General features: G+C 70.5%; 8 protein-coding genes. 3 read left to right on the forward strand and 5 right to left on the reverse strand.

What is annotated here, in order from left to right; genetic code table 11:
- Positions 1 to 132: 132 nt before the first annotated feature.
- The 4 genes from AB0A74_RS40930 to AB0A74_RS40945 all read right to left on the reverse strand — a co-directional run bounded on the left by AB0A74_RS40930 (position 133) and on the right by AB0A74_RS40945 (position 9,599).
- Positions 133 to 1,131 carry a LacI family DNA-binding transcriptional regulator gene (locus AB0A74_RS40930; protein WP_358258365.1) on the reverse strand — a complete coding sequence of 333 codons (999 nt, stop codon included), beginning with the start codon at positions 1,129 to 1,131 and terminating at the stop codon, positions 133 to 135.
- Positions 1,131 to 3,626 carry a glycoside hydrolase family 3 C-terminal domain-containing protein gene (locus AB0A74_RS40935; RefSeq protein WP_358258367.1) on the reverse strand — a complete coding sequence of 832 codons (2,496 nt, stop codon included), beginning with the start codon at positions 3,624 to 3,626 and terminating at the stop codon, positions 1,131 to 1,133. The genes AB0A74_RS40930 and AB0A74_RS40935 overlap by 1 nt, the downstream gene beginning before the upstream one ends.
- A 268-nt stretch (positions 3,627 to 3,894) precedes the next feature.
- Positions 3,895 to 6,825 (reverse strand): glycoside hydrolase family 48 protein, encoded by a 2,931-nt coding sequence (locus AB0A74_RS40940; RefSeq protein WP_358258369.1) that lies wholly within the window; start codon positions 6,823 to 6,825, stop codon positions 3,895 to 3,897.
- A gap of 110 nt (positions 6,826 to 6,935) precedes the next feature.
- Positions 6,936 to 9,599, reverse strand: a complete 2,664-nt coding sequence (locus tag AB0A74_RS40945; protein WP_358258371.1) for a glycoside hydrolase family 9 protein — start codon at positions 9,597 to 9,599, stop codon at positions 6,936 to 6,938.
- Positions 9,600 to 10,045: 446 nt separating this feature from the next.
- On the opposite strand from AB0A74_RS40945, the gene AB0A74_RS40950 reads away from it, so the two are divergent.
- Both AB0A74_RS40950 and AB0A74_RS40955 read left to right on the forward strand, forming a co-directional pair.
- Positions 10,046 to 11,365 carry a glycoside hydrolase family 6 protein gene (locus AB0A74_RS40950; RefSeq protein WP_358258373.1) on the forward strand — a complete coding sequence of 440 codons (1,320 nt, stop codon included), beginning with the start codon at positions 10,046 to 10,048 and terminating at the stop codon, positions 11,363 to 11,365.
- Positions 11,366 to 11,447: 82 nt separating this feature from the next.
- Positions 11,448 to 11,624 (forward strand): hypothetical protein, encoded by a 177-nt coding sequence (locus AB0A74_RS40955; RefSeq protein WP_358258375.1) that lies wholly within the window; start codon positions 11,448 to 11,450, stop codon positions 11,622 to 11,624.
- Here the strand turns inward: AB0A74_RS40955 and AB0A74_RS40960 are convergent.
- Positions 11,621 to 12,232, reverse strand: coding sequence for a hypothetical protein (locus tag AB0A74_RS40960; RefSeq protein WP_358258377.1), 612 nt, complete (start codon positions 12,230 to 12,232; stop codon positions 11,621 to 11,623). The genes AB0A74_RS40955 and AB0A74_RS40960 overlap by 4 nt on opposite strands.
- Positions 12,233 to 12,355: 123 nt before the next feature.
- Here AB0A74_RS40960 and AB0A74_RS40965 point away from each other — a divergent pair, with 123 nt between their 5' ends.
- Complete coding sequence (locus tag AB0A74_RS40965; RefSeq protein WP_358258379.1) at positions 12,356 to 12,730, forward strand: YchJ family metal-binding protein; 375 nt, start codon at positions 12,356 to 12,358, stop codon at positions 12,728 to 12,730.
- Positions 12,731 to 12,856 lie beyond the last annotated feature (126 nt).

Below are 12,856 nucleotides of genomic sequence, written 5' to 3' on the forward strand. Positions count from 1 at the left end.
TTGGCAACCGGAAAAGCTGGTTGCCAAGAACCCCAAAGCGCGGTTGGGCTGCGCCCAGGCCGTACGGGGAACGAACCGAGGCCCTTCCTGTGGCTTGGCAGCCCATTGAAGAGCGTGCGCCTGCGGCGCGGGTTAGTGGGTGGTGCTGGCTCGGGGTGTTAGGCGGGGTGGGAGGAGGGTTAGGGGTGGGGTGGGGGCTCGGTTTAGTTTGGCCATTAGCAGGGCTACGGCGTGGTGGCCTAGTTGTTCTGCGGGGACGTGTACTGAGGTCAGGGTTGGGATCAGGCGTTCTGCCTGGTCGTCCGGGCAGATCGCGACTACCGCCATGTCGTCGGGGATTCGCCTGCCCAGGGAGCGCAGTACCTCCATCACCGAGGGTAGGGCGGCTTCGTTGTGGACTACCAAGCCCGACAGTTGCGGGTGGCGTTCCAGGAGGCTCGTGACGGTTCGGTGCACGGACTCGTGGTCTGGTTCGGTGGGGACCGTCGTGGACGAGACTCCTCGGCGCATGGCCGCCGCGCTGAAGCCGGCCATCGTCCGGTGGGCGTAGCCGGTGTCCCGTTGGTACACCGCCCTCGGCGCGCCGATCAGGGCTATCGACGTGTGGCCCAGGTCGGCCAGGTGGTCCACGCACTTCGCGCCCGCCTCGGCGAAGTCCAGGTCCACGCACGTCAACCTGGCCGCGTCGGCGGGGAAGCCGATCAGGACCGACGGGCGGTCCAACTCCCTGAGCACGGGGACGCGTTCGTCGTGCATCTCCACGTCCATCACCAGCAGGCCGTCCACCTGCGCGCTGCCGGCCACCCGGCGCAGGCCCGCCGCGCCCTGGTCGGCCGTCACGAGCAGGACGTCGTGTTCGTGGCGGCGGGCGGCGGTGGCCACGGCCACCACGAATTGCATGATGACCGGCATGTGCATGCCTTCGCGCATCGGCAGGACCAGCGCCAGCACGTTGGCCCGGTTGCTCGCCAGCGACCGGGCGCCCGCGTGCGGGTGGTAGCCCAGCGCGCGCACGCTGGCCTCCACCCTGGCCTTCGTCGCCTGCGAGATCGATCGGCGGCCGGTCAGCGCGTAGGACACCGTGCTCGGCGCCACCCCCGCGTGCCTCGCCACGTCGGCGATCGTGACCATCAGCCCACCTCCGCCACGCGCACGCCCGCTTCCACCGCGGTCACCGTCAACACCCCGTCCGACCACTCCACCTTCGTCCCTTCCGGTGCTGAACGGTCCGCGTGTTCCGTGTCGTGGAAGGAGATCCACGCGCCGGTGTCGGTGAAGACCACTGTGTCGTCCACCAGGCGGATGCCGTCGCAGTCGTCGAAGTCCACGGCTCGCAGGGTGCCGGAGCGCGGGGGGACGCGTTCGCCGGTCACCTCGACCGTCAGCCTGGCGCGGATGTCGCTGGAGGAAGCGCCGACCAGGAGTTCGTAGCGGCCGGTCTCGACGACTTCGCGGCTTGACACGACGTCCCAGTGCCACAGGTGCTCGACCGGGAGTGTGAGTACGCGGCGCTCCCCTGGGGCCAGGTGCACCCGTTTGAAGGACTGGAGGCGGCGTCGTGGTTGTCTGACGCGGGAGTCCAGGGCTCGTGAGTAGAGCTGCACCACCTCGTCGGCGGCGACCTGGCCGGTGTTGGTGACGCCGATGGTGGCCACGCCGTCGGTCCACGTGAGGCTGTCGTACTCGAACGTCGTGTAGCTCAGGCCGTGGCCGAAGGGGAAGAGCGGTTCGCCCTCGAAGTAGAGGTAGGTCGAGCGCGCTCGGATGATGTCGTAGTCGAACAGGTCCGGGAGGTCACCCGGGTCGGCGTACCACGTTTGGGGGAGGCGGCCGGCGGGTGAGTGCTTGCCCGTCAAAGCCTCCGCGATCGCTCGACCTTGTTCCTGGCCGCCGTGGGACGTCCACAGGGCGGCGGGCACGTCGACGTCCAAGGCGTAGGGGTAGCTGCTCACCAGGACGAGCACGGTGCGCGGGTTGGCGGCCAGCACGGCGCGCACCAGGTCGGCTTGCGGGAGACCCAGCCCTGTCCGGTCCTGGGTCTCCCGGCCGTTGATGTGCGGGTCGTTGCCCACCACCACGACCGCCGCGTCGGCTTCGGCCGCCACCTCCGCCGCCGCGGCGATCCCGTCCACCACCGGCTCGACGGTGAACACCTCGGTCTCGGTGCCCTGCACGACGTTGCGCAGCACGACACCACCGTCCCGCTCGCGCGGCTCGAACAGCTCGCGCACGTCCCACCCGCCCGGCGTGTCCGCCTCGGCGACCAGCTCGCCTTGTTCGGACACCCCGAGGTACTTGGCCGTCACGGCGTCGCGCAGCGTCCACACGCCGTCGCCCCAGTCGAAGACGTCGAACTCCGCCCGCTCCCCCAAGCCGACGATCCCGTCGCGCACACCCAGGTAACGGCCGTCGGCCGCGCGCAACGCGATCCGGTCGACGCCCTCGGCGTAGGACACCGGCCCGTACTCGGACAGTCCACTCAGGACCGTCTCGGCGTAGGGCAGGGTGCCGCTGTACCAGTCCTCGAACACCACGTCGGCGTGGGAGCCGATCACCGCGAGCCTCGCGCCCGGCCGCAACGGGAGCAGGCGGTCGTTGCGCAGGAGCACGACCGACTGGCGCGCCGCCTCCAGCGCCAACTCGCCGTGCGTGCCGATGACGTCGGAGGTGATGGCGGCGTAGGGGTTGTCGTCGGGCGGGTCGAACTCGCCCAGGCGGAAGCGCAGTGCCAGCACGCGGCCCACGGCCCGGTCGATGACGTCCCAGTCGAGCAGGCCGTCCTTCAGGGCGGTCCACACGCTCTCGACCATCAGGGTCGGGTCACCGCCCTGGTCGGTGAAGCTGTCCAGGCCGGCGTTGAGCGCGGCGGCGTGGCCCTCGGACTGCGTCGGCAGGAAACCTTGCAGGCCCGCGATGTTGGACGGCGCGTAGGCGTCGCTGACGATCGCCACGTCCGGGGGCAGGAGGCCCAGCAACGGGCTCACGTGCGCCGGACGGCCGTTGACCAGGTTGTACGACGGCATGACGGCCACCGCCGCTTCGAGCGGTCCCAGGAAGCAGGGCAGCTCGTACTCGTGCAGGACGCGGGGGCGCAGGTCCGACGACGTGACGCACCGGTCGGTCTCGTTGTTGTAGCCCAGGAAGTGCTTGAGCGTCGGCGCGGTGCGCAGGTACCGGGGGTGGCCGCCGCGCAGGCCCGACGCGTACGCGGTGGCCAGCTCCGCGGTCAGCACCGGGTCCTCCGAGTAGCCCTCCTCGTTGCGGCCCCACCGCGGGTCGCGCAGCGGGTTCACCACCGGCGCCCACACGTTCAGGCCGTGCGCCACCGGGTCGCGGTGGTGGAAGCCGCGCGCCTCCGTGCCGACCGCCTCCCCCACCGCGCGCAGCAGGTCGGGGTTCCACGACGCGGCCAACCCGACCGGCTGCGGGAACACGGTGGCCTCGCCCAGCCACGCCACGCCGTGCAGGACCTCGGTGCCGGTGCGGAACTCCGCGACCCCGAGCCTGGGCACGGCGGGCTGCCGCTGGTGCAGCATCGCCACCTTCTCCTCGTCGGTGAGCCGGCCCAGCAGGTCGGACACGCGGTCGGACACCGGCGTCGCCGGGTCGCGGAACGGGGGTTTCACCGGATGCACCTCGCGCGCACGTCGAACACTTCGAACGGACTGCTCGGCGAATCGAACCGTTTCGATCCACGAGGGCGGAATTACCGCCGGAGCAACTGCGGATGAAGTAACGGAAATGTGGCACAGGCCGCACTGCGGCGTCAACACCCCGGGCGGTTTCGAACAATTCGATTCGAACGCGTTCGACACCTTTCGCGAATCGTTCCCGAGGCACGCCGAACGCCCCTCGCACCACGGTGTGCGAGGGGCGACGGCGACCTTCGCGGGCCTAGCCGAACAGTTCCGCGTGCAGCGAGAACGCCGTGGCGATCTCGGCCTGCGCCCAGAACCGGTGGTAGGTGAAGGTCGGTGCGGACCCGCCGTTCAGGTAAGCCTGAACCTTGGGCCAATCGGGGTCGTTCCGGTAGAACGAGCGGATCGACAGGAACGTCGAGTTGCCGTTGATGATGTCGCCGTTGGGCATGTCGCCCGTCCAGCCCGGCGGGACGTAGGTGCCCTCGCCGGTGCTCGCGACGTACGGGTCGTCGAACCGGTTGTAGTCGGTCCGCGTCTCCGGCACGGAGATGCCCTTGGCGGTCTGGTTCGCCAGCATCGCGTTCAGCAGGCCCTCACCCGCGGTGCGGGCGGTGGCGTTGCCGGACTTGGCCGCGTAGTTGAGCAGCGTCTTGGCGTAGGAGGCCGCGACGCCGACGTCCTGGCTGTGGTTGAGCACCCGCACCCGCAGGCTCGCGTTCGCGCCCGGCGTGGTCGGGTTCCAGTTGTCCGGCGCGCCCGTCCACTCCATGTCGGACGGGATCTGGAACGCGCCGCCGGTGCCGATGGTGGTGTTGGCCAGCGCCCACGGGACCCACTTGTCGAGGATCTTCTTGGCGCGCGGGTCACCGGTCATCTGGTACAGCGACGCGGTGCGCTCCATCTGCCACACCTGGAAGCCGAACCAGCGGTTCGACGGCGGGTCCCGCCACACCGGGTGGGCGTCGTAGAACATGCCGTAGAACGTCGGCGTGCCCGCCGGCGGCGTGCCGTACTGGCCCTCCCAGGTGTTGGTGACACCGCCCGCGATGCCGCCGTCGGCCGACTGGAGCCACTGCAGCAACTCCAGCTGGCGGTCCAGCGACTTGGCCCAGTCCTGCTGGCCGGTGGCCGACTTCGGCTTCAGCGCCGGCACCTGCGACAGCGCGTAGGCCGCCAGCGGGTTCTGGTAGCCCTGGTGCGACGCGCCGTCACCGATGCGCCACGCCCAGCCGGCGGACGTGTCCGTCGCGCCGCCCCAGGCGTAGTACCAGGACATCAGGTAGTGCGCGCTGTCCTTGCCGGTCGCGCCGGGGCAGGTCTGCGGGCTGGTGCAGTTGCCGATGCGCTTGAAGTACTTGTCGAACATGGCGTAGCGCAGGTAGTCGCCCATCTTCGCGGCCTTGTCGATCTCCGCGGAGATCTCCGAGCCCTTGCCCTGCGCGCTCGCCCACTGCTGGGCGAGCAGCGCCACCTGCACCGCGCGCGCGTCGGCGTCGGGCGCGTTGGTGTACTTCCACTGCTTGGCGTAGGACGAGTCCTTGGTGAACAGGTCGAGGAACCCGTTCGGACCGCCGTGCGCGAAGGTGTCGCACGAGGGCTGCGGGATGGTCTCCCACACCGACTCCGACGAGCCGCGCTGGTAGGTGTTGATGTACGCGGGCGCGGTGTTGGTGCCGTCGCCGCACCGGCCGAAGCCGTAGGTGTTGTCGACGTCGAGCAGCCAGTGCATGCCGTAGATGTCCGACGTGCCGTAGGCCGTCTTCAGCTCGTTGGCGATCGGGTCGGAGCCGACCGGCGCGTTGGCGTCGAGCACCGACGGGTACTGGTCCATGCGCGCGTGCTCGGGCGCGTAGGTCGCCGGGTCGGCCGGGTTGTACTTGTCGTTGGTCGGCTGGTCCGCCTTGGCCGGGATGATGTACTTCTCCATCGAGGCCCACGCGGACTTGAACGACGCCCAGTTGCCGGTGATCCGGCCGTAGCTGGCCTCCAGCCACAGGTAGTAGCTGAACGCCTCGGACGTGGTCTGGTGGCCGTGGTCGGGCGCCTCGACCATCAGGGTCTCGACCGAGTGGTAGGGCACCTTCAGACCGTCGGAGAAGGTCCGGAAGTAGCCGCTGGCCGGGTCGTGGATCTTGTTGTACTGGTCCAGGAACGCCTGGGTGAAGTCCGACGAGCCCTTGGCGATCTCGGTCACCGTGGCGGTGGCCGGGGTGATGCCCGTGGCGCTCGCGGTGAACGTCGCGGTGCCGAGGTCGCCGCCGTTGTCCGCCGAGGTGACGGTGACGTTCTGCTTGGTGGCCCAGTTGGCCGTGGTGAACGTCAGCGTCGTCGGGGACGCGGTGAGGTCGGCGCTGCCGGTGCGGGAGATCGTCACGGTGACGCTCGACGAGGGCGCGGTGGCCAGCGAGACGCCGAAGGTCGCCGTGCCGCCCTGCCGGACGTTCAACGTCGGCGGGCTGATCTGGATCGTCTGCCCGGCCAGGACGCGCACGCCGACGGCGGTCGACGCCGTCACGCCGCCCTTGTCGTCGGTGGCGCGGGCGACGATCGAGTGCTCGCCGACCGCCGCGCCGGCCCAGGACCCGGTGTACGGGGCGCTGGTGTCGGTCGCGACGACCGCGCCGTCGGCCAGGAAGTCGACCTTGGCGACGGTGCCGTCGCCGTCACCGGCGTTGGCCGCCAGCGGGATCGCCTGGCCGGACTGGAAGGTCTGGCCGGACGTGGGCGAGGTCAGCGACACGGTCGGCGCGGTGTTGGGGCCCGTGCAGGGGGTGCCGTTGATCGCGAAGTCCGTGGGCGGGCGGTTCTGGCCCGTCCAGCTCCCGTTGAACCCGACCGAGTACTGGGCGCCCGCCGCCAGGTTCGGCGCCCAGGACGGTGCGGTGACGGTGACGGCGTTGCCGCTCTGGCTGAACGTGCCGTTCCAGCCCTGCTGCACGCGCTGGCCGTCCGGGAAGGTCCACGTGAGGCGCCAGTTGTTCACCGGGTCGCCCTGGTTGCGGATGGCGACACTGGCGCCGAAACCGCCCTGCCACTGGCTGGTCACCTTGTACTCGACCGTGCACGCCACCGCGGCGTGCGCGGCCGGTGCCACGAGCGGCATCATGCCTGCGGCGGTCGCCGCCGCCGCGATCAGCGCGAACGGCCGACTGCGCGACCGTCCGGCTCTGGTGCGGTACCTCATGCGTCCTCCTCCTGCACGGATCAGCCGTTGACCCGCGAGCCTGCAAAGGGCGGTGGGGTGGAGTCGGCACGGGGCGCCTGGGCGCGCAGAACGCCCCGTGCCGAGGTCTCTCAGGGCTCGACGCCCCAGGTGAGCGCGCCGCCCGCGTGGGCGGTGACGCGGTCGAAGTCGGTCAGCGTCGCGCTGACGCGGTAGCTGTGGTCGTTGGTCTGGTCGAACTGCGACCAGTCGGACTTGGCCACGCGCAGCTGGATGTCACCGGTCTGGGCGCCCGGGTTGAGCGTGCCGGCGGCGAAGGTGACCTGGAGGTAGGCGTCCGCGCCCGTGCGGGCGGTCGCCAGCTTCACCACCGTGGCGCGGACGTTGGCGCAGCCGACCACGGCCCAGTCGCAGAACACCTGGTAGTTGGCGTTGGTGGCGTCACCGGTGAACCAGTACCGCAGCGTCACGGTGTCCAGCCCGACCGCGGCGGCGCCCCGGTTGACCAGGTTCAGCGTGGTGCCGATCTGGTTCGCGGTCGCGCCGCCGTTGCCGCGCTGCTGCGCGACCAGGCCGCCGGTCACCGACCCGGCCTTGGTGCGGAAGGTGACCGCGGTGCTCGCCGCCGAGACGTTGCCCGAGGTGTCCCTGGCCCGCACCGAGAACGTGTACGCGGTGTCCGGGGTGAGGCCGGTGACCTGGGCGGTGGTGCCGCTCGCGGTGGTGGCCACGGTGCCGTCCGGGCGCAGGACGTCGTAGCCCGCCACGGCGACGTTGTCCGTGGCCGCGGTCCAGCTCAGCGTGGCGCCGGAGCCGGTGACACCGGTGGCGGTCAGTCCACTCGGGACGGTCGGGGCCTCGCGGTCGGTCGGGACCTCACCGGGCTCCCTGCCCCACTGGACCGCGCCGTTCTCGCGCAGCACCAGCCGGTCGGTCTGCACGACCGTGTTGCCCGAGCCCAGGCCGGTGTACGACCAGTCGTTGGTCGGGTCCCACGTGCCGGCGCTGGCGATGCGGAACTGCACCTCGTGCCGGTGCGCGGACTGGCCGCCCGGGTAGACGTCCGGGCACGGGATGTCCACGAAGTAGACGTTCCCGCTGAACCGGGTCGGGCCGCTCGCCGTGCCGCACTGGTTGTAGTTCGTGGTGACCGTGATCTGCTCGGGCGTGGTCGAGCCGTCGAGGGTGAAGTAGTAGCGCAGCGAGCCGTTGAACGTCCGGGCGGGCCACGCGCTCTTGTTGATGATGAACGCCTTCACCTCGGTGAACTGCGCCGCGGACTGGTTCACCGACGCCTGCACGGTCAGCTCCGGGCCGTCCGGGGTCTCGGCGACCGGGAAGGTGGCCAGGGGCGTGCCGCCGTACTCCTTGTAGAGCCGGGCCAGCGCGCCGGTGAAGCCCGCGTTGTAGTCCAGCGCGACCTCGTTGGCGATGTAGTCCTGGCGGCTGTCGGTGTACTTGTCGTCGTTGGTGCTCGGGCCGCCGACCAGCGCGCCGTACAGGACGTGCCGGCTGGTGGCCGGTTCCTGGATGCTGTCGGCCCACGCGCCGTGCGCCGTGCGGTGGTGGGGGTTGCGCGGCGGGTTCGCGCCGAAACCGACGACGTAGCTTGAGTTGCGCGGGTTGTCGCCCAGCGCGTAGTTGATCTGCTTGACGCCGAAGTCGTGGTAGGTCGTGGCCCGGGCCGGGTCGGTGGCGCGCAGCCAGTCGCCGTAGACCAGGGCGACGAACGCCGTGTTGGCCGCGTACCGCAGCGAACCCCAGGTGTCGAGCACGGCCTGGCCGCCGGGCGAGTAGCGGATCCGGTTGCCGTTGTAGCCGGTGGTCCAGTAGTCCAGCCAGCGGTTGGCGTCGGCCACGTACTCGGCCTCGCCGGTGAGCTTGGCCAGCAGGGCGTAGGAGCCGTAGGACTTGTCGTCCCACGCGATCGTCCACTTGTAGGACCGCGTGGTGGACTGCGGTTCGGTGGACAGCTTCGGGTACTCGGCCTTGGCCTTGGTCAGGTAGGCGGCGTCACCGGTCGCGCGGTACAGCCAGATCGCGCCCCACACCAGCTCGTCCTGGTAGCCGCTCCACGAGTTGTAGAAGCTCGCGGCGTCGGTGATGCAGGAGCTGTACTTGCCGCGGTAGGTGTCGGCGAAGGTGTAGAGCTGCTTGGCGTGGGTCAGCAGCGTCGCGGCGTAGGCGGGGTCGGTCGGCTTGAACACCATCGAGGACGCGGCCAGGGCGGCGGCGTACTCGCCGGCGAGGTCCGAGCCGGGGCAGGAGGCGTCCACTTTGTACGCCGGGCGCGCCATCCGCATGACCTCGGCGGGACCCCACCAGGCGTGGTCGGGGTTGCCCGCGCCGACCTGGCCGTAGACCACGTTCGGGGACGGGTGCGCCTTGACGATCCAGTCCGTGCCCCACTTCAGGTTGGACAGCAGGTGGCGCAACTGGCCGGAACCCTCGTAGGCGTCGCGGTTCTCCACCGCGCCCCACGCGAGCATCGTCATGGACGCGCCGAAGGGCAGGCCGAACTTCACGTGGTCGCCGGCGTCGTAGAACCCACCGGTCAGGTCGAGCCCGACGTCCGAACCGTCGCGCAGGGCGGAGTCGCCGCGCCAGTTCACGCGGTTGTCCGCGGGCAGGTCGCCGGAGCGTTGGGCGTCGTAGAACCAGATCGACTTCTGCAGCGCCTCGCCGTAGTTGAACGCGGGCGCGGCCGTCGCCTCGGGTTGGGGTGCGGTGAGCGTCAGCGCGCCGACCAGCAGCGCGAGCGTGCCGGTCAACGCACCGGACATGCGTCGTCGCATGCGGTGCCTCCAGGAAGCAGGGGATTCTGGGAGCGCTCCCAGCGCTGGACTGTAACCGCAACGCAACACCGTGAAAAGAGGGTGTGCCGCAGCCCGTCGGCCAATGCGCCGAACGCTCCCCGAGAAGTAGTCCGAATGCCGCAATTCGAGAATTGAGCCCGTTCGCCGTTCGACCGGTCGCAGCGTTACCGGAATGGAGCAACCACCCTCGGAAACGCCTACTCAGCGTGCCGCCGGCCACTCCTCCGGCGCTCTTCACGACGATTCGAGGTCGATTCGATGCGATTCGATCCACCGACCGTGAAAACGATCAACGGGGTGCCGCCGACGCACCCAGTCGGTTGCCCCTTTTGCCGAACGGTTCGGAATGGTTACAGTGCCGCCGACTGGGAGCGCTCCCAATGCGGGGCGGTCCCACCGACATCGGCGTCGGCGAGAGGAAGGCGATGAGGAAAGGCATGGCGGCAGCCGCGGGAGTGCTGTCCGGCACCCTGGTGGCGGGCGCGGCGGTCCTGGCCCTCGGCGGCGGCGCGCACGCGGCCGACTCGGCGTTCTACGTGGACCCGAACACGGGCGCGGCGCGGTGGGTCGCGGCGAACCCCGGCGACTCCCGGACCCCGGTGATCCGCGACCGGATCGCGTCGGTCCCGCAGGCGCGCTGGTACACCACGTCCAACACCTCGACGGTCCGCGCGGAGGTGGACGCTTTCGTCGGCGCGGCGGCGAGCGCGGGCAAGATCCCGATCCTCGTCGTCTACAACATCCCCAACCGCGACTGCGGCGGGGCGAGCGGCGGCGGCGCCCGGTCGCACGCCGAGTACCGGGCGTGGGTGGACCAGGTGGCGGCGGGCCTGGGCGGTCGGCGGGCGTCGATCGTGCTGGAGCCCGACGTGCTGCCGATCATGACCAACTGCCAGTCGGCCGAGCAGCAGGCCGAGACGCGGGCGTCGATGGCGTACGCGGGCAAGCGGCTCAAGGCCGGCTCGGCGCAGGCGAAGGTGTACTTCGACATCGGCCACTCGGGCTGGCTCAGCCCGAGCGAGGCGGCCGGCCGCCTGCGGGCCGCGGACATCTCCAACAGCGCCGACGGCATCTCGCTGAACGTGTCGAACTACCGGTACACGAGCACGGAGACCAGCTACGCGCACAGCGTCCTGAACGCCCTGGGCGACTCGCGCCTGAAGGCCGTGATCGACACCAGCCGCAACGGCAACGGTCCCGCGGGCAGCGAGTGGTGCGACCCGCCCGGCCGCGCCATCGGCACGCCGAGCACCACCAACACCGGTGACGCCCGCATCGACGCCTACCTGTGGGTCAAGCTGCCCGGCGAGGCGGACGGCTGCATCGCGGCGGCCGGCCAGTTCGTGCCGCAACGCGCCTACGACCTGGCCATCGCCGCCGGCCCGACCTCAACCACCACCACCACCACGACCTCCACGACCACGCCCCCTCCCGGCAACGGATGCGCGGTGCGGCACCGCGTGGTGAGCGCGTGGTCGGGCGGTTACACCGGGGAGATCGTGATCGAGAACCGGGGTGCGCCGATCGACGGCTGGACCCTGGCCTTCTCCGCGCCCGGCGTGACCGTCACCCAGGGCTGGAACGGGACGTGGACCGACACCGGGGACGTGGTCCGGGTCGGCAACGCGTCCTGGAACGGCAAGCTCGGCACCGGTGGAACCGCGACCATCGGTTACAGCGCGAGCTTCTCCGGAGCCACCCCGCCGTTCTCGTCTCCCACCCTGAACGGCGTGGCCTGCTCCTAGAGAACCGTTCCCAGCCCCCAGCGGCTCCCCGTGCCCGGCGATGGCAGTCCCCGGCACGGGGAGCCGCTCTTATCCTGGAGCCATGACACACGACGAGGCCGTGGCCGTCCTGACCGACCCGGCCTCCCCACCGGAGACCCGCTACGAGGCCCACGCGACGCTGACCGCCGCGGCCGCCACCGGCGACGCCCAGGCGGAGGCCACCCTGCACTGGCTCCGCTACAACCGCTCGGGCCGCTCAGCCTGCGACGTCGACTAGCGCCACGGACCGGCCACGGGTTCCAGCGCCTCGGCCAGCCACCCACCGTAAGCCGCGGTGCCCTCGTGAGAGGCGTAGATGACCCAGTCGAGCCCGCCGTCGGTCCACATCCCCTCGGCACCGGTATAAGAGGGAACGAGCGCGGCGACCTCGATTTCCCGATCCGCGCCCCATTCCCGCAGTTCAAAGACCCGCTCTACCCCACGCGCCCGCAGCAGCGCACGCAGGCCGTCCACCCACTCGTCGTCCCAAGCCGTCTGGGTGCTCACGACCAACACGCCCGGCACGACGTCGTCGAACTCCAACGGCATCCAGCCCGCGACCGAAGGACCCCACCGCTCCAACAGCAACGCACGCCACCGCTCGCCCTCTTCCGCGCTCAACGTCCGCCGATACGCCAGGGGCTCGACCACCACCTCGTCCGCCGACGTCCACCCCACCACGGCACGCGCGAACCGGGCACGCTCATCCCGCATCGCAGCGTCCTCGGCCGCGTCCCCCCGCGAGTCGGTCTCCGACGTCCGCGCCGCCCACGCGAGCGCCCGCAGCACCGACGGCAACGCATCCGGCAGATCGTCCACATCAAGCCGCTCGACCTCGACCAACATCGCGTCGACAACGTGCCGAGCGCCGACACCCCGAAGTTCGGAGCACCGGTCCACGAGGTACCGACGGGCGGCGGTGTGCAGGGTCAGCGGGTCCACCCGTCGATGATGGCCGACAATGGACGGGTGCCACCAACCTGCCGTTGCGGCTCGGGCGAGCCCTACGAGTCCTGCTGCGCCCCGTACCACCAGGGCGACAAACAGGCTCCCACCGCGGAAGCCCTGATGCGCTCACGCTTCACCGCCTTCGCCCTCCGCGACGAGGCCTACCTCCTGGCGACCTGGCACCCGACCACAAGGCCAAGGCACCTCGACTTCGACCCGGACCAACACTGGACCCACCTCCAGATCCACAACCGGACCGAAGGCACCCCGTTCCACACCACAGGCACAGTCGAATTCACCGCCCACTACCGCTACCAGGGCGAACCGCAAGAACTGCACGAAAACAGCCGCTTCACCCGAGAAGCCACCCGCTGGCTCTACGTAGAACCCATCTAGACAAACGCGCGCCATGCTCTTCCAGGGCTGCCAAGCCACAGGAAGGGCCTCGGTTCGTCCCCCGTACGGCCTGGGCGCAGCCCAACCACAGATCGCCGGGGTCGGCCTGAAAAAGTTTCGCGAGGA

Origin of the sequence: Saccharothrix sp. NPDC042600 (assembly GCF_040647305.1) — a bacterium.
GTDB classification, from domain to species: Bacteria; Actinomycetota; Actinomycetes; order Mycobacteriales; family Pseudonocardiaceae; genus Actinosynnema; species Actinosynnema mutabilis.